This window comes from Klebsiella sp. R390 (genome assembly GCF_051131745.1).
Classification (GTDB): Bacteria; Pseudomonadota; Gammaproteobacteria; order Enterobacterales; family Enterobacteriaceae; genus Klebsiella.
This window is the reverse complement of record NZ_CP180445.1, coordinates 1,510,404-1,527,567: the sequence shown is the minus strand read 5'-3', so window position 1 is coordinate 1,527,567 and position 17,164 is coordinate 1,510,404. Positions and strand designations below refer to the sequence as shown.

17 protein-coding genes and 1 other RNA gene are annotated in these 17,164 nt (G+C 56.1%); 12 read left to right on the top strand and 6 right to left on the bottom strand.

What is annotated here, in order from left to right; translation table 11 throughout:
- Positions 1 to 105 precede the first annotated feature (105 nt).
- The 4 genes from hupB (at position 106) to ACMYSP_RS07130 (ending at position 3,494) form a co-directional block, all read left to right on the top strand.
- Entirely contained in the window at positions 106 to 378 is a 273-nt protein-coding gene (gene hupB, locus ACMYSP_RS07145) for a nucleoid-associated protein HU-beta (RefSeq protein WP_002444653.1), read from the top strand.
- 213 nt (positions 379 to 591) lie between these two features.
- Complete coding sequence (gene ppiD / locus ACMYSP_RS07140; protein WP_434586152.1) at positions 592 to 2,466, top strand: peptidylprolyl isomerase; 1,875 nt, start codon at positions 592 to 594, stop codon at positions 2,464 to 2,466.
- A 148-nt stretch (positions 2,467 to 2,614) separates the two neighbouring features.
- Complete coding sequence (locus ACMYSP_RS07135) at positions 2,615 to 2,983, top strand: helix-hairpin-helix domain-containing protein (RefSeq protein WP_434586151.1); 369 nt, start codon at positions 2,615 to 2,617, stop codon at positions 2,981 to 2,983.
- A gap of 109 nt (positions 2,984 to 3,092) precedes the next feature.
- Positions 3,093 to 3,494 carry a YbgC/FadM family acyl-CoA thioesterase gene (locus ACMYSP_RS07130; RefSeq protein WP_434586150.1) on the top strand — a complete coding sequence of 134 codons (402 nt, stop codon included), beginning with the start codon at positions 3,093 to 3,095 and terminating at the stop codon, positions 3,492 to 3,494.
- Between the two features lie 143 nt (positions 3,495 to 3,637).
- On the opposite strand, the gene queC is transcribed toward ACMYSP_RS07130, so the two are convergent.
- On the bottom strand, positions 3,638 to 4,333 hold the full coding sequence (gene queC / locus ACMYSP_RS07125) for a 7-cyano-7-deazaguanine synthase QueC (protein ID WP_434586149.1): 696 nt from the start codon (positions 4,331 to 4,333) through the stop codon (positions 3,638 to 3,640).
- Between the two features lie 66 nt (positions 4,334 to 4,399).
- Positions 4,400 to 6,100, bottom strand: coding sequence for an SgrR family transcriptional regulator (locus tag ACMYSP_RS07120; protein ID WP_434586148.1), 1,701 nt, complete (start codon positions 6,098 to 6,100; stop codon positions 4,400 to 4,402).
- Positions 6,101 to 6,238: 138 nt separating this feature from the next.
- Here ACMYSP_RS07120 and cof point away from each other — a divergent pair, with 138 nt between their 5' ends.
- Complete coding sequence (gene cof / locus ACMYSP_RS07115; protein WP_434586147.1) at positions 6,239 to 7,057, top strand: HMP-PP phosphatase; 819 nt, start codon at positions 6,239 to 6,241, stop codon at positions 7,055 to 7,057.
- 43 nt (positions 7,058 to 7,100) lie between these two features.
- Here cof and ACMYSP_RS07110 read toward each other — a convergent pair whose 3' ends face one another.
- Positions 7,101 to 8,153, bottom strand: a complete 1,053-nt coding sequence (locus tag ACMYSP_RS07110; protein ID WP_434586146.1) for a PLP-dependent cysteine synthase family protein — start codon at positions 8,151 to 8,153, stop codon at positions 7,101 to 7,103.
- 115 nt (positions 8,154 to 8,268) lie between these two features.
- Here ACMYSP_RS07110 and ACMYSP_RS07105 point away from each other — a divergent pair, with 115 nt between their 5' ends.
- The 5 genes from ACMYSP_RS07105 (at position 8,269) to amtB (ending at position 14,214) form a co-directional block, all read left to right on the top strand.
- The gene (locus tag ACMYSP_RS07105) at positions 8,269 to 8,727 is read left to right on the top strand and encodes an Lrp/AsnC family transcriptional regulator (RefSeq protein ID WP_123755709.1); all 459 of its coding nucleotides are present in this window, start codon (positions 8,269 to 8,271) and stop codon (positions 8,725 to 8,727) included.
- 42 nt (positions 8,728 to 8,769) lie between these two features.
- Positions 8,770 to 10,542: a SmdA family multidrug ABC transporter permease/ATP-binding protein gene (locus ACMYSP_RS07100; RefSeq protein ID WP_434586145.1), complete on the top strand. Its 1,773-nt coding sequence runs from the start codon at positions 8,770 to 8,772 to the stop codon at positions 10,540 to 10,542.
- Complete coding sequence (locus ACMYSP_RS07095) at positions 10,535 to 12,313, top strand: SmdB family multidrug efflux ABC transporter permease/ATP-binding protein (RefSeq protein WP_434586144.1); 1,779 nt, start codon at positions 10,535 to 10,537, stop codon at positions 12,311 to 12,313. The genes ACMYSP_RS07100 and ACMYSP_RS07095 overlap by 8 nt, the downstream gene beginning before the upstream one ends.
- 242 nt (positions 12,314 to 12,555) lie before the next feature.
- On the top strand, positions 12,556 to 12,894 hold the full coding sequence (gene glnK, locus ACMYSP_RS07090) for a P-II family nitrogen regulator (RefSeq protein WP_004858743.1): 339 nt from the start codon (positions 12,556 to 12,558) through the stop codon (positions 12,892 to 12,894).
- A 33-nt stretch (positions 12,895 to 12,927) separates the two neighbouring features.
- Complete coding sequence (gene amtB, locus ACMYSP_RS07085; protein WP_434586143.1) at positions 12,928 to 14,214, top strand: ammonium transporter AmtB; 1,287 nt, start codon at positions 12,928 to 12,930, stop codon at positions 14,212 to 14,214.
- A gap of 64 nt (positions 14,215 to 14,278) precedes the next feature.
- Here the strand turns inward: amtB and tesB are convergent, their stop codons facing one another.
- Positions 14,279 to 15,142: an acyl-CoA thioesterase II gene (tesB, locus tag ACMYSP_RS07080; protein WP_434586142.1), complete on the bottom strand. Its 864-nt coding sequence runs from the start codon at positions 15,140 to 15,142 to the stop codon at positions 14,279 to 14,281.
- Between the two features lie 219 nt (positions 15,143 to 15,361).
- Here tesB and ACMYSP_RS07075 point away from each other — a divergent pair, with 219 nt between their 5' ends.
- Complete coding sequence (locus tag ACMYSP_RS07075; protein ID WP_434586141.1) at positions 15,362 to 15,880, top strand: YbaY family lipoprotein; 519 nt, start codon at positions 15,362 to 15,364, stop codon at positions 15,878 to 15,880.
- A 39-nt stretch (positions 15,881 to 15,919) separates the two neighbouring features.
- Here the strand turns inward: ACMYSP_RS07075 and ACMYSP_RS07070 are convergent, their stop codons facing one another.
- Positions 15,920 to 16,231, bottom strand: a complete 312-nt coding sequence (locus ACMYSP_RS07070) for an MGMT family protein (protein WP_434586140.1) — start codon at positions 16,229 to 16,231, stop codon at positions 15,920 to 15,922.
- 66 nt (positions 16,232 to 16,297) lie between these two features.
- Entirely contained in the window at positions 16,298 to 16,705 is a 408-nt protein-coding gene (locus ACMYSP_RS07065) for a dTDP-glucose pyrophosphorylase (protein WP_434586139.1), read from the bottom strand.
- A 264-nt stretch (positions 16,706 to 16,969) separates the two neighbouring features.
- Between ACMYSP_RS07065 and ffs the strand changes: the two genes are divergently transcribed.
- An RNA gene (gene ffs, locus ACMYSP_RS07060) (signal recognition particle sRNA small type) lies at positions 16,970 to 17,066 on the top strand.
- Positions 17,067 to 17,164: the final 98 nt, after the last annotated feature.

The window sequence follows — 17,164 nt, the reverse complement described above, 5'->3', positions numbered from 1 at the left end:
TCTACAACTCTGTTGTAAGGGCATGACAGTCCTGATATAACTGCTGCGCGGTCGCACCACGAAGGATTCTGGTGCGATATAAATTATAAAGAGAGGAAGAGAACAGTGAATAAATCTCAACTGATTGACAAAATTGCTGCGGGTGCGGACATTTCTAAAGCTGCAGCCGGACGTGCGTTAGATGCTTTAATTGCTTCTGTTACTGAATCTCTGCAAGCTGGGGATGATGTTGCGCTGGTTGGGTTTGGTACCTTTGCGGTAAAAGAGCGCGCTGCCCGTACTGGCCGCAACCCGCAAACCGGTAAAGAAATTACTATTGCCGCCGCTAAAGTTCCGGGTTTCCGTGCCGGTAAAGCGCTGAAAGACGCAGTAAACTGATCAAGTTCCCGTCAGGGAAGGTGACGAAATACAAGGGCGCATCGTGAGATGTGCCTTTTTTCTTTGTCCAGAACCCGACTTTATGTGTGTTTATGCGCACTTGTGGGCTGACAATCACCCCATTTTCTTGTCAAAATAGGTCCTCACGCGCGGCAGCCATCACGTGCTATGCTGCGCGAGCTAAAGTCATCTACAGCGGAGCGTTGTTACACCATGATGGACAACCTACGCACGGCCGCGAACAGCGTCGTGCTCAAGATTATTTTCGGTATCATCATTGTCTCGTTCATATTGACCGGGGTAAGTGGTTACCTGATTGGCGGCAGCAGCAACTATGCCGCGAAAGTTAATGACCAGGAGATTGGTCGTTCACAGTTTGAGAATGCCGTTGCCAGCGAACGTAATCGTATGCAGCAGCAGCTTGGCGATCAGTTTTCGGAACTGGCAGCTAACGAAAACTACATGAAAACCATGCGTCAGCAGGTGCTGAACCGTCTGATTGATGAGTCCCTGCTGGATCAGTATGCCCGCGAACTAAATCTGAGCGTCAGCGACGCCCAGGTCAAACAGGCGATCTTCCAGACCCAGGCTTTCCAGACGGACGGCAAATTTAGTAACGAACGCTTTGGCAGCATCGTGGGCCAAATGGGGATGACTACCGACCAGTATGCACAGGCGCTGCGTAACCAGCTGACCACGCAGCAACTGGTTAACGCCATTGCCGGCACCGACTTTATGTTGACCGGTGAGTCCGATGAGCTTGCAGCGCTGGTTTCGCAGCAGCGTGTGGTGCGTGAAGCGACCATTGATGTTAACGCGCTGGCGGCGAAACAGACGGTGACCGATGCGGAAGTTGACGCATACTACCAGCAGAATCAGGCGCGTTTCATGGCGCCAGAGCAGTTCCGTGTTAGCTACATCAAAATGGATGCCGCTAGCATGCAGGAAAACGTTTCTGACCAGGAGATTCAGTCCTGGTATGACCAGCACCAGGATCAGTTCACTCAGCCGCAGCGTAACCGCTACAGCGTGATTCAGACCAAAACCGAAGCCGATGCCCAGGCCGTGGTTGACGAGCTGAAGAAAGGGGCTGATTTCGCCACCCTGGCGAAAGAAAAATCTACCGACATTATCTCTGCCCGCAATGGCGGCGATATGGGCTGGATGGAAGATGCTGCAACGGTGCCGGAGCTGAAAAATGCCGGCCTGAAAGAGAAAGGCCAACTGTCCGGCGTGATCAAATCCTCTGTCGGCTTCCTGGTTGTGCGCCTTGATGACGTTCAGCCGGCGAAAGTGAAACCTCTGGCTGACGTTCGTGATGATATCGCGGCGAAAGTGAAACAGGAAAAAGCGCTGGATGCCTACTACGCACTGCAGCAAAAAGTAAGCGATGCGGCCAGCAACGATAACGAATCACTGGCAGGCGCGGCGCAGGCTGCGGACGTGAAAGTGAGCGAAACCGGCTGGTTTGGTCGCGACAATCTGCCGGAAGAGCTGAACTTTAAACCGGTTTCCGATGCCATCTTCAACGGTGGTCTGGTGGGCGAGAACGGTTCGCCGGGTAGCAACTCCGATATCATCACCGTGGATGGCGATCGCGCATTTGTTCTGCGTATCAGTGAGCATAAAGCGGAAGCGGTCAAACCGCTGGCGGACGTGAAAGATCAGGTTACCGACATCGTGAAGCACACCAAAGCTGAACAGCAGGCGAAACTGGATGCAGATAAATTGCTGACCGCGCTGAAAGACGGTAAAGGTGACGAGGCGTTGAAAGCCGCTGGTTTAAGCTTCGGTTCCGCACAGACGCTGGCACGTACCGGTCAGGATCCATTAAGCCAGGCAGCGTTTGCACTGCCGTTGCCGCAGCCGGGTAAACCGACCTACGGTATCGGTAGCGATCTGAAAGGTAACGTGGTTCTGCTCGCGCTGGACGAGGTGAAACCGGGCGATATGCCGGAAGCGCAGAAAGCCGCGATGGTTCAGGGTATTACCCAGAACAACGCTCAGATTGCTTTCGAAGCGCTGATGAGCAACCTGCGTAAGACCGCGAAAATTAAGCTCGGCGATACCATCGACCAGCAGCAGTAATCTCGTGACGCTTCGCAAAAATCAGTAACGTGATGTAATCCTCAAAGGCCGCTTTCGCGGCCTTTTCCATTTCTGTCGATCGGCTTTTGCTCGCTTTTTTCTCCCTCGCTATGGTGTCCGTGCTGTCTACACACAAGGAGATCACAGCATGAAACAAGATGTTAAAACGATGATGGCCGCAACCGTGTTACTTTGGGCGGCGGGAAGCCAGACGGTGCTGGCGGCACCGACCAGCGATAAAGCGGCAGCGGCGGTCAAGCACGAGAGCGTGCCGTCGCCGCAGGCAAAAGCACCGGCGGCGTTAAAAGCCGCAGCGGGGGAGGCCAGAGTCAGCATCAACAGCGCCAGCGCGGAAGAGCTGATGCAGGCGATGAACGGCGTCGGTCTGAAAAAAGCCCAGGCGATTGTCAGCTATCGCGAAGAGTTCGGGCCATTTAAAACGGTGGACGATCTCAAGCAGGTGCCCGGAATGGGGCTCTCTCTGGTAGAGCGAAACCTGGCGCATCTGATGCTGTAATTTTTCGTTCCGGGCTTGCACAGCCGCAAATCTTTGCCAGACTAAAGAGGTCACGAAAGTGGTGTGACCTCTGACCTCAATATGACAATAAGACTAAGGCATTTGCGCTATGCAGACACAAATCAAAGTTCGTGGATATCACCTGGATGTTTATCAGCACGTCAATAACGCTCGCTACCTTGAGTTTCTGGAAGAGGCGCGTTGGGATGGCCTGGAAAACAGCGCCGCGTTCCACTGGATGACCGCTCGCAACATCGCCTTTGTGGTGGTGAATATCAATATTAACTATCGTCGCCCGGCGGTGCTGGGGGATGTGTTAACCGTGACCAGCCATCTGCAACAGCTTAATGGTAAAAGCGGCACCTTAAATCAGGTGGTTACCCTGAATCCAGAGGGCGACGTGGTGGCCGATGCGGCGATCACTTTTGTCTGCATCGATTTAAAAACTCAAAAGGCACTACCGCTGGACGGCGAGTTGCGCGAGAAGCTTGAAGAGATGGAGATGCGCTGAGAGCGGTGGTCGATTGGTTTATAGCCTCGCCAGCGGGGGGATTCCCGAAGGCGGGGCTGCGCACTTGGTTGGCTACGCGTCCTCAGCAGACTGCGATCCGATAGCCCGGGCAGGCGCGTCGCGCTGCCCCGGGAAATAACCGGTTATTTTAGCCCGGTTTTCTGCTTCATCAGCGCCATTACGGCAGTTTTATCGTCCTGGTACTGTTTCAGACCGTTGGCGCGCAGGTTACAGGCGGCACATTGCCCGCAGCCATCACCTTTAATCCCGTTATAGCAGGTCAGGGTGTCATTGCGCACCAGTTCCAGTTGACCCCAGTAATCAGCCAGGGCCCAGGTTTCAGCTTTATTCAGCCACATCAGCGGCGTCTCGAAGCGGATATCTTTTGCCATGCCCAGGCTGACCGCATGGTGGAGTGCCTTGACGAACTCGTCGCGGCAGTCCGGGTAGCCGGAAAAATCGGTCTCGCAGACGCCGGTGATGATCGCTTCAGCCTTAACCTGATAGGCGTAAATTGCCGTCAGCGTTAAAAACAGGATATTGCGTCCAGGCACGAAGGTATTTGGGATACCGTCGGCATTCGGCTCATAGTCCGGTACCGGGATGCTATCGCGGGTCAGGCTGCTGACGGCTAGCTCGTTGAGCAGCGTGACGTCCAGCACCTTATGCGCCACGGCACCCAGTTTCAGCGCCAGTTCACGAGCGACGTCAATTTCCGCGCGGTGGCGTTGGCCATAATCAAAAGTGACGCAGTGCACTTCATCATACTGTTTCAGAGCCTGCACCAGGCAGGTCGTTGAATCTTGTCCTCCGCTGAAGACAACTACGGCGCGTTTCATAGCAATTCCTGACAATCAAAGTGAAAGCAATATGGTAGCGCTTGATGGGCGCGGCGACCAGCTTCATCACGGCGCAGATGCCGGTAGCCAGGCGCAGGTGAAATCGAACCAGCCGCGCGCATTAAGCTGCAGGCCGTTCACCCCCGGCGGAGCACTAATACGATAATTGTAATTGAACAGCGGCGTCATAATGGCGTCGTCCATCAGTCTGTTGAACACGTTGCGCAGGGCGTCGTTACGGCTGCGTTCTTCTGGCTGGGTCTGAACGGCGTCGAGGGTCGCCTGTAAATGGGCATATTGCGCTCCGGTCAACACATTGGGCCACATTGCATCGCAGCGTAGCCACTGCTCCAGAGTGTATTCCGGTGATTCACCGATTAGACGATCGCCCATAATGAGATCCGCCTGCGGCAGATCCTGGCAACCCTGCCAGTTTTTCGCATCGTAAAAAATGAGCGTCAGTTCGCAGTCAAGTGCGGCAAGCCGTAGGCGAAGCTGTTCTGCCATCGTATGCAGTTCGACGGGCAGGTGGTACAGCAGCGTAAGTCGTTTTGGTAACGGGACATCCTGGTTCTCCGGTCCATGAGGGATCGCCCATCCGGGAAGAACCTCGTTGCTGGGAGTGATCAGATCTTCGTCAAGAGGAAGGGTTTCCAGCAGTGAAGAACGATGAATTAACGACACCAGACGCTGTGCCTGGGCGTTGCTGAGCCGGGGGCTCTGGTGCAGCGCCAGATAACAAAAACCGAGGCTGATGCTGTTGCTGACCTGGCGCAGATTAGTAAGCTCATCCGGATCGCCAATGGTAATTTGCACCGGGTGGCGACAGCTGGTGCCAAGGTTTTGTTCAAATAACTGGGGGGTTATCCAGTACTCCACCGCCTGAATCAGGGGGTGGTTCAGATGATAACGCGGATGATTTTCCAGTCGAACCAGTTCAGGGCTGAACAGCGCCAGGCGGAACGGACCGCTACCGACCGTCGGATCGTCGGGATGGGCCAGTACGCTACAATAGCTGGCGAGGCGAAACGGCAGCCAAAAGTCCGGGCGAAACAAGGTGATCGTCAGGCACTGAGCATGCGTCACATCGATCTGTTTAATGCTGGCAAACAGCGTGCGCAGGGCCGGTATCCTGAGCAACATGAGTAAACGCTGCTGGATCTGCGCGGTTTCCAGAGAATCGCCGTTATGCCAGAACAGCGTTGAGCGAATAAAGAACTGCCAGCGCAGGCCGTCAGCTGAAATCTGCCAGTGGTGGGCCAAATCTCCGACTGGAGAGCGGCTTTGCGCATCAAATCGCGTCAGGCCAGAGAAGACCTGTCCGGCCAGATGCTGTTCCGCGCGACCAGGTAAGAAACCCGGCTGAAGCGGATCGAGCGGGCGATAATAGGGAATACGCAGGGTCGGCGTATTGTTCTGCCACTGGCCGCCAAGAAACGGTGAGAGCAGGGCCTTAAGCTCGCCCGTCGCCAGTTGAGCCAGCTCCAGCGCATTTTTCTGCTGCCCGTTGTTCAATGCCAGCTCCATCATCTCGTTCCGTAGCGTTTCCGGCGAGCGATGAAATGTCAGGGTGCCGCGCTTCCCACGCCCGGCGCTGGACTGCCAGCTCAACCAGCCGGCCTGCTGGGCCTGGCGAAGCAGGGTTCGAATATGGCGCTCGCTGCAAAAACAACGGGCAGATAGCTCGCCGACGGTGACCTGCTGCGGTGCGCCGGACGAGGGCTGCCAGAGGCGCTGGTACTGGTTCAGGCGATTTAATAACCTCATTACACGTTATCCTTTTAGCTGCCTCTGAGGCCAGTGATAAATCCGGAACAATATAATCTATCTATTCACTATTACTTCCGTATATCTCAGGCAATACTGGAACTCAAGCAAAACTCATCACGCTCTGGGGAGCAGAACATGGCAAGACTCGCTGCATTTGATATGGACGGCACGTTGTTGATGCCGGACCATCGTCTGGGAACGACGACGCTCGCGACGCTCAGACGTCTGCGTGAGCGTGATATCACCCTGACTTTTGCCACGGGACGCCATGCGCTGGAAATGCGCCATGTTATCGGTGAGTTTGCGCTGGATGCCTACTTAATTACCGGCAACGGTACGCGGATCCATACTCTGAACGGCGAAGAGCTGCACCGCAGCGATCTGACCCCGGATGTCGCGGAGACGGTGCTTCACCGTCACTGGGACACCGCAGCCAGCATGCACGTATTTAATGACCAGGGCTGGTTTACCGGGCAAGAGATGCCCGAGCTGCTGAAAGCGCATATTTTCAGCGGCTTTCGCTATCAGATTGCCGATCCAAAGCGGATGCCGGGCAATAAAGTCACCAAGGTGTGCTTCTGCGGCGATCACGACGATCTCCAGCGCCTCCAGGTTCAGCTGGCTGAAGCGCTCGGCGAACGGGCACATATCTGTTTCTCTGCGTTCGATTGCCTGGAAGTGCTGCCGAATGGCTGCAATAAAGGCGCTGCGCTGGCGGTGCTTGGCCAGCATATTGGCGTGTCGATGCAGGATTGTATGGCGTTCGGCGACGCCATGAACGACCGCGAGATGCTGGGAAGCGTCGGGCGCGGCGTGATTATGGGCAACGCGATGCCGCAGCTCAAAGCCGAGCTGCCGCATTTACCGGTTATCGGGGACTGTCGCCACGAGGCGGTCTCTCATTTTTTAACGCATTGGCTGGATAATCCTGATCTTCCTTATTCCCCCGAATAAATAGACCCTTCCAGCAGCCAGACACCTCGGTGTCTGGCTTTTTTTATTGTCCGTTTACCATCGCCGTAATTTTTGCCTGCCACGGCGCGATATCGCCAATATGGCTCGCCACCCACTGCGGGTTGTAATAGCTTTCGAGATAGCGCTCGCCGCTATCGCACAGCAGGGTGACAATGGAGCCGCTGCGTCCTTCTGCACGCATTTGCACGGCAAGCTCGAGCACGCCCCACATATTGGTCCCGGTAGAGGCACCAACCTTCCGACCCAACAGCGTTTCCAGCCACAGAGCGGTGGCGACGCTGGCCGCGTCCGGCACCCGCAGCATGTCATCGACTACATCCGGGATAAATGACGGTTCGACCCGCGGGCGACCTATCCCCTCGATTTTACTTCCGATGGTGCTGCGCAGTGTGCTATCGCGGCTCTGCCAGTAATCGAGGAATACCGAGTTTTGTGGATCAACGACCAGTAACTGCGTGTCATACCCCTGACAGCGGATATAGCGGCCAATGGTCGCTGAGGTTCCCCCGGTACCGGCGCTCATCACGATGTAAGAGGGCTGCGGATGTGGTTCATGGGTCATCTGGCGGAAAATGCTGTCTGCAATATTGTTGTTGCCGCGCCAGTCTGTTGCGCGCTCGGCGAAGGTAAACTGGTCCATATAATGGCCGTTCAGTTCGCGGGCCAGCATCTCGGAGGCGGCATAGATTTCACACGCACTTTCGACGAAATGGCAGCGGCCGCCATAAAACTCAATTTGTTCGATTTTGCGTTTTGCCGTGCAGGACGGCATCACGGCGATAAACGGCAGGCCCAGCAGACGAGCAAAATAGGCTTCAGACACGGCGGTTGAGCCGGAAGACGCTTCAATGATCGTGGTGCCTTCCTTAATCCAGCCATTGCACAGGCCGTACAGGAAAAGTGAACGGGCCAGGCGGTGCTTCAGGCTGCCGGTAGGATGGGTGCTCTCATCCTTCAGATAGATCTGGATACCTGGGAACCCGGGCAGCGCCAGGCGAATAAGGTGCGTGTCGGCGGAACGCTGATAATCGGCGTTAATTTCACTAATGGCATGTTTTACCCAGGCGCTATTCATCGTTGTTTCCTGTTTGTCATTTTGTGCCCAGCTTAGCGGAAGTGTGAGGAAAAATTGTTGCTATTTAGCCTTTCGATTACACTGTAGGGAGTGAAATTTTCTCCGAGAGCGCCCAATGTTAGATAAAATTGACCGTAAGCTGCTTTCTCTGCTGCAAACCGACTGCACCCTCTCTTTGCAGGCGCTGGCCGATGCCGTTAATCTGACCACCACTCCCTGCTGGAAACGGCTGAAGCGCCTGGAAGATGAGGGTATCCTGCGGGGGCGCGTGGCGCTGCTGGATGCAGAAAAACTGGGCCTTGGTCTGACGGCATTTGTGCTGATTAAAACCCAGCACCACAGCAGCGACTGGTACTGCCGCTTTGTCAGTGAAGTCACCCAGATGGCGGAAGTCCTTGGCTTCTGGCGTATGGCAGGAGAGTACGATTACCTGCTGCGAGTGCAGGTGGCGGACATGAAACGCTACGATGATTTTTATAAACGGCTGGTGAACAGCGTGCCGGGGTTGTCTGATGTCACTTCGAGTTTCGCGATGGAACAGATAAAATACACTACGGCCTTACCTATTGATTAGCGGCGCTTGCCGCGACGATTGACACACTCAGGATTTTACTGCTTGCGATTATTTGCCCAACTCAGCTGGTACTTCCGCCGGGAGTGGCGCCGTTATCTCGGTGCCATTGCCTTGCTGATCATTATCGCCATTTTACAACTGATCCCGCCGAAAGTCGTAGGGATCGTGGTTGATGGCGTCACCAGACAACATTTTAGCGCCGGGACGATTTGGTTGTGGATCGGCTCGTTGGTGCTGATCGCGGTGATGGTCTATCTGCTGCGCTACGTCTGGCGCGTACTGTTGTTTGGTGCGTCCTATCAGCTGGCGGTGGAGCTGCGGGAAGATTTTTATCGCCAGCTTAGCCGCCAGCATCCCGCCTTTTACCTGCGCCACCGTACCGGGGATCTGATCGCGCGTGCGACCAACGACGTTGACCGGGTGGTCTTTGCCGCAGGGGAAGGGGTGTTGACCCTGGTAGACTCACTGGTGATGGGCTGCGCGGTGTTCATCGTGATGTCGACGCAGATCAGCTGGCAGCTCACGCTGCTGGCGCTGCTGCCGATGCCGGTGATGGCGCTGGTGATTAAGCGCAACGGCGATGCGCTGCATGAACGTTTCCGCGTTGCGCAGGCGGCGTTCTCCAGCCTGAACGACCGAACCCAGGAGAGCCTGACCAGTATCCGCATGATCAAAGCGTTTGGTCTTGAAGATCGCCAGTCGGCGCAGTTCTCTGCCGATGCAGCGGATACCGGAAAGAAAAACATGCGCGTGGCGCGCATTGATGCGCGATTCGACCCGACGATTTATATCGCCATTGGCACCGCGAATCTGCTGGCAATCGGCGGAGGGAGCTGGATGGTGATACAGGGCAGCATGACGCTCGGCCAGTTGACCAGCTTTGTGATGTACCTCGGGCTGATGATCTGGCCGATGCTGGCGCTGGCGTGGATGTTTAACATTGTCGAGCGCGGCAGCGCGGCCTATAGCCGCATCCGCACGATGCTCGAAGAGGCGCCAACCGTCAACGATGGTAGTGAACCGGTGCCTGAAGGTCGCGGCGTGTTGAATGTTGCGGTGCGCGAGTTTATCTATCCGCAGGCGCATAAGGCTGCGCTGGAAAAGGTGAGCTTTGTGCTTCAGCCAGGGCAGATGCTGGGTATTTGCGGGCCGACCGGCTCGGGAAAAAGTACTATCTTGGCGCTGATCCAACGTCACTTTGATGTCACCCAGGGGGATATTCGTTTTCATGATATTCCCCTGACCCAGCTGCAGCTCGATAGCTGGCGCGCCCGGCTGGCAGTCGTCAACCAGACGCCGTTTCTGTTTTCCGATACCGTCGCTAATAACATTGCGCTCGGCAGGCCTGATGCGACGCCGGAGCAAATTGAGCGCGCGGCGCGGCTGGCCAGCGTACACGACGACATTCTGCGTCTGCCTCAGGGGTATGAAACGGAAGTGGGTGAACGCGGCGTGATGCTCTCCGGGGGGCAGAAACAACGTATATCGATTGCTCGTGCGCTGTTGCTTGAGGCGGAGATCCTGATCCTTGATGATGCATTGTCGGCGGTAGATGGCCGGACAGAACACCAGATCCTGCACAACCTACGGCAATGGGGCGAAGGGCGCACGGTGATCATCAGCGCCCATCGTCTGTCAGCCTTAACGGAGGCCAGCGAAATTCTGGTGATGCAGCACGGGCATATCGTCCAGCGCGGTCGCCACGACGGGCTGGCGGCTCAACCTGGCTGGTACCGCGATATGTATCGTTATCAGCAACTGGAAGCGGCGCTGGACGATGCGCCGCAAGAACACGAGGAGGCCACCGATGCGTAGTTTTGCCGAACTCTGGCCCACCTTAAAACGCCTGCTGGCTTACGGTTCTCCGTGGCGTAAGCCGCTGATTATTGCGGTGGTGATGATGTGGATTGCCGCCGCTGCTGAAGTCAGCGGTCCGCTGCTGATCAGCTATTTTATCGATAATATGGTGGCGAAGAATTCGCTGCCGCTGAAGCTGGTGTGCGGTCTGGCGGTGGCCTATCTTGGATTACAGATCCTCGCGGCCACCCTGCACTATAACCAGTCGCTGCTGTTTAACCGTGCCGCCGTCGGCGTGGTACAACAACTGCGAAGCGATGTGATGGATGCGGCACTGCGCCAGCCGCTCAGCGAGTTTGACACCCAGCCGGTTGGGCAGTTGATCTCCCGTGTGACCAACGACACCGAAGTCATTCGCGACCTGTATGTGACCGTGGTGGCGACCGTACTGCGCAGCGCCGCGCTGATTGGCGCGATGCTGGTGGCGATGTTTAGCCTCGACTGGCGGATGGCGCTGGTGGCGCTGGCCATCTTCCCGGCAGTGTTGATTGTCATGCTGATTTATCAACGTTACAGCACACCTATTGTGCGGCGAGTACGTGCGTGGCTGGCGGATATCAACGATGGCTTTAATGAAGTGATTAATGGCATGGGCGTCATCCAGCAGTTCCGCCAGCAGGCGCGGTTCGGTGAGCGGATGCGTGAAGCCAGCCACGCTCACTATCTGGCGCGTATGCAGACGCTGCGCCTTGACGGTTTCCTCCTGCGTCCGTTGTTGAGCCTGTTTTCAACCCTGGTGCTCTGCGGGCTGCTGATGTTGTTTGGATTCAGTGCCGTCGGCACGATTGAAGTCGGGGTACTGTATGCCTTTATCAGCTACCTTGGGCGCCTGAATGAGCCGCTGATTGAGCTGACGACGCAGCAGTCGATGCTCCAGCAGGCGGTTGTTGCCGGCGAGCGAGTGTTTGAACTGATGGATCGCCCGCGCCAGGCGTGGGGACAGGATAATGCCCCGTTGCGCAGCGGCAGAGTATCCATCGAAGATCTGTCGTTTGCCTACCGCGGCGATCGGCTGGTGCTGAAAGAGATTAATCTGGAGATCCCCTCCCGTGGTTTTGTGGCCCTGGTGGGCCATACCGGCAGCGGGAAAAGCACCCTGGCCAGCCTGATGATGGGCTACTACCCGCTGACCCAGGGGGAGATCCGCATCGACGGGCGTCCGCTCGCGTCGTTAAGCCACAGCGCCTTGCGCCAGGGCGTGGCGATGGTGCAGCAGGATCCGGTGGTGCTGGCCGATACCTTTTATGCCAACGTCACCCTCGGTCGTGACATCAGCGAGGTGCAGGTTTGGGAGGCGCTGGAATCGGTGCAGCTGGCAGATCTGGCGCGCAGCATGGATGAAGGGATCTACACCCAGTTGGGCGAGCAGGGGAATAATCTCTCCGTAGGGCAGAAGCAGTTGCTGGCACTGGCACGGGTGCTGGTCGATACCCCGCAGATATTGATTCTCGATGAGGCGACGGCAAATATCGATTCCGGTACCGAGCAGGCGATTCAGCAGGCGCTGGCCAAAGTACGCCAGCACACCACCCTGGTGGTGATTGCGCACCGCCTGTCAACGATCGTGGAGGCCGATACCATTCTGGTGCTCCATCGCGGACAGGCCGTTGAGCGTGGTAATCATCAGCAACTGCTGGCGGCAAAAGGGCGCTACTGGCAGATGTATCAGCTGCAGCTGGCCGGTGAAGAGCTGGCGGCCAGCGCGCAGGAAGAGTCGCTGACCGCCTGATGCACCATAAACAGGCAGTGGTTTTGTGGCGAATAAATGTGGTGCAAAAATGCAACGCGTCGCGCACCGTTTTGGTGCGTTTTTGGCCGAAACGGATGCTTTTCTGAGGCATTCTTCCCCCATTCTTGTCTTTTCGTTGTGAAAAGGGCCGCTATGCGGTCCTTTTTCATTTCTGGCATAGCCCTTGCTTTATTCCCTGTGTGTTAGCTGCTGCCATTACGAATTCTGAGCGGAGGGGACTTATGAAGCTGGTTACCGTGGTAATCAAACCATTCAAACTGGAAGATGTGCGTGAAGCGTTATCTTCCATCGGCATTCAGGGCCTTACGGTCACTGAGGTAAAAGGGTTTGGCCGTCAAAAGGGTCATGCTGAGCTGTACCGTGGTGCCGAATATAGCGTCAATTTTCTGCCAAAAGTGAAGATTGACGTCGCGATTGCCGACGATCAGCTTGATGAGGTCGTTGATGTGATTAGTAAAGCGGCCTACACCGGAAAAATTGGCGATGGCAAAATTTTTGTCGCCGAACTGCAACGCGTTATTCGCATCCGCACCGGCGAAGCCGACGAAGCGGCACTGTAACGACCAGACCACACAGTGATGGGGATCGAGAAAATGAAAATAGCGACAATGAAAACGGGTCTGGGTGCGCTGGCACTTCTTCCGGGGCTGGCCATGGCCGCACCGGCAGTGGCAGATAAAGCTGACAACGCCTTCATGATGATTTGCACCGCGCTGGTGCTGTTTATGACAATTCCGGGCATCGCGCTGTTTTACGGCGGCCTGATTCGCGGCAAGAACGTGCTCTCAATGCTGACTCAGGTGATCGTCACCTTTGCGCTGGTGTGCGTGTTATGGGTGGTTTATGGCTATACGCTGGCCTTCGGGACCGGCGGCAGCTTCTTCGGCAGCTTTGACTGGGTGATGCTGAAAAATATTGAACTGAAAGCGCTGATGGGCACTTTCTATCAGTACATTCATGTGGCGTTCCAGGGCTCCTTTGCCTGTATTACCGTTGGCCTGATTGTTGGTGCGCTGGCTGAGCGTATCCGCTTCTCCGCGGTGCTGATTTTTGTGGTGGTATGGATGACGCTCTCCTATGTGCCGATTGCGCATATGGTCTGGGGTGGCGGTCTGCTGGCAACCCATGGTGCGCTTGACTTTGCCGGCGGTACCGTCGTGCATATCAACGCCGCGGTGGCCGGGCTGGTAGGTGCTTATATGATGGGCAAACGTGTTGGCTTCGGCAAAGAAGCGTTTAAACCACATAACCTGCCAATGGTCTTCACCGGTACAGCGATCCTCTACGTTGGCTGGTTTGGCTTTAACGCCGGTTCTGCGAGCGCGGCGAACGAAATTGCGGCCCTGGCTTTCGTCAACACCGTGGTGGCGACCGCTGGTGCGATTCTGGCCTGGACCTTCGGCGAATGGGTGACTCGTGGTAAACCCTCTCTGCTGGGTGCTTGTTCCGGTGCCATTGCGGGTCTGGTTGGTGTGACGCCAGCATGTGGTTACATCGGCGTCGGCGGCGCACTGATTGTCGGTATCGCCTCGGGTCTTGCGGGTCTGTGGGGTGTCACCGTGCTGAAACGCTGGTTACGTGTGGATGACCCTTGCGATGTCTTTGGTGTGCACGGCGTGTGCGGCATCGTGGGCTGTATTCTGACCGGTATCTTTGCTGCCACCTCTCTGGGCGGTGTGGGCTACGCAGAAGGCGTCACCATGGGCCATCAGCTGCTGGTTCAGCTGGAAAGTATCGCTATCACCATCGTCTGGTCCGGTATTGTCGCCTACATCGGCTACAAAGTGGCGGACATGACCGTGGGCCTGCGTGTACCGGAAGAGCAGGAACGCGAAGGGCTGGACGTCAACAGCCATGGCGAGAACGCGTACAACGCCTGATAATTTGAGTTGTCTCCTGTAGTAGCAAAGCCTCCCGACGGGAGGCTTTTTTTATGCGCTACGCTTACGCATTACGATTGCGCATAACTCCTTCCTGCACCGTTGAGGCTACCAGGGTGCCATCCTGGGTATAAAACTCTCCGCGCACAAAGCCGCGGGCGCTGGAGGCAGAGGTGCTCTCTACGCTGTATAGCAGCCACTCGTTGATGTTGAACGGGCGGTGGAACCACATGGAGTGGTCGATCGTGGCGACCTGCATGCCAGGTTCAAGGAACCCGACACCGTGCGGCTGCAGGGCCACCGGCAGAAAGTTAAAGTCTGAAGCGTAGCCCAGCAGATACTGGTGGATACGGATATCTTCCGGCACCGCGCCGTTGGCCCGGAACCACACCTGGCGGGTCGGTTCTGCCACATGGCCTTTCAGCGGGTTATGAAACTCTACCGGGCGGATCTCCAGCGGTTTATCGCTGAGAAACTTATCTTTGGCCTGCGGCGGCAGCAGGTGGGCCAGCTTGCGTGCGATATCCGTTTCGGACGGCAGTCCCTCCGGCGACGGGGCGGCCGGCATGGATTTCTGGTGTTCGTAGCCCGGCTCTGGCGCCTGGAAAGAGGCGGTCATATAGAAAATCGGCTTACCGTTCTGAATTGCCGCCACCCGGCGAGCGCTGAAGCTATTGCCGTCGCGCAGGACTTCGACGTCATAAATAATTGGTTTCTGGCTATCGCCAGGACGCAGAAAATAGCTATGAAACGAGTGGATCAAGCGATCGGCAGGCACGGTTTCTTTGGCGGCATACAGTGCCTGACCGACGACCTGGCCGCCAAATACCTGACGCAACCCCAGATCTTCGCTCTGCCCTCGGAATAACCCTTCTTCAATTTTTTCCAGATTCAGCAATGCCAGCAGATTGGTTAATGCCTGACTCATATTTATCCTCAATCAGTAATAACTGCGTCGCGCAGCGCGTATTGAGGGCAAGTATAACCTGGAATCGCAAGTGGTCCGATGGGTTCAATAATCTGAATAAAGGGTCATTTGCAGGAAGATAACTGAGATCTGTGCCACACTTATGCACGATAGAAATGTTCCAGCTCGCCAGTCGGCCGGACATACTCCTGTAGATAAAGGGATGAAAAGGAGAACATAATGAAATTTGCCTATATGTTTAGTGCTTTAGCTGTTGCCGCTACACTGACCGCCTGCGCGAATAATCACAGCGCCTCGACGACCAATGCAGCTGCTGCCCCCGATCCTTATGGTATTGCTTCGCTGAGCTCTTCTCAGCAGCAGCCTAATGTTTCAGGCACCATCGCTATCCGGCAAAAAGTAGCATTACCGCCGGATGCGGTACTGACGGTCACGCTGGCTGATGCTTCTCTGGCCGATGCGCCGGCACAGATCCTGGCGCAGAAAGCGGTACGAACCGAAGGCAAACAGCCACCGTACAACTTTGTCCTGCCGTATAACCAGGCAGACATTAAGCCGAATGCGCGTATTTTGTTGAGTTCGGCAATTACGGTGAATGGTCAGCTGATGTTTATTACCGATACCGTACAGACGGTGGTGACTCAGGGAGGGAATCGCGCCGACCTGCTGCTGGTTCCGGTGCAGCATACCGCCGTTCCGGTTGCAGGCGATACCGGCTCAACGACGACCGCACAGTAACCTCTACACACGCCCCTGTTCAGGGGCATTTTTTTGTCTTCAGTACACCCAGCGATAGTGCTGCAGGTCAATATGGCCGCTGCCGGATACCTGCACACCTTCCGCCAGCAGCGCCTGGCGCTGGCGCTGCAAATCCGGGCCGGTAAGCGAAATATCGCCGTAGCGATTGACGACCCGATGCCAGGGAAGCGTTGAGCCTTCGGGCAGTCGTTTGAGCACGCCGCCCACCTGACGCGCGGCGCGCGGTGAGCCTGCCAGTCGGGCAATATCGCCGTAGGTCGCGACGTAGCCTTCCGGAATGGAGGCCACAATCTGCCAGACCCGTCGGGGAAATGTATCGAGAGAATCCATTGTTGGTCCTGTCACCGGGAAAGGGTCAGGATAAGCGCTGGCAGAGTCGCTGTACAGGGACGGGCATTATGCCGGTTTCGCGACGGTGAATTCGAGTGACAGGCCGAGGATCTGCATGCCGTGGACGTTATCATCCGGGGTCATGGCAACCAGGCTTTCAAAAAATTTCAGCCGCCGGGACTGGCCATTGATGATCAGTTTTGCCCGTAGGGAAGGAAGTTGCTGAGAACTGATCGGATAAATGACGCGACCGCTGACCTCGATAGGCAGCTTGCGCAAATCCAGGCGTTGCAGGACACCGACCGTGGAATAGAGCAGCGCAACCGGGGTGATGGCCAGCAGAGTGCCGCTGCTCACGCTGACAAAATCCAGCACCAGTTCCGGGCGCAGAAAATGTAGCCCCTGAAAGGAGAGGGTGACGCCGTCAATCTCTGGCATCGCCAGAGTCGTTGTAAAACGCGGTGATTCGCTCATGCCATTACCATTGAGATAAAATACTGATTCATAAACCTGTTATTCCATGTTGTCAGTATGGATGCATACCGGGAAATGTACTGCGATAACGCTCGCAATACCTTGATCTCTACCCGATAGCGCCAGGCAGAACCTGGCCGGCTCGGGCAATGCAGCGGGTGTTGCACAATAAACCAGCATCCGGTCGGCGTTAGCTTGCAATTCGCCGGTGCAGTAGGGATAATGCGCCAGCGCGTTGGGTAACAACGCTCTCAATGGGGGCTCTGTTGGTTCTCCCGCAACGCTACTCTGTTTACCAGGTCAGATCCGGAAGGAAGCAGCCAGAGCAGACGACGTGTGTGCCGGGATGTAGCTGGCAGGGCCCCCACCCAATTCTGCTAAACGCATGATGTCCATCCTCTGTTTTGTGCATTGAAAGTGCAGTGATATAACTTCGATGTATCACTTAGGACGCCAATC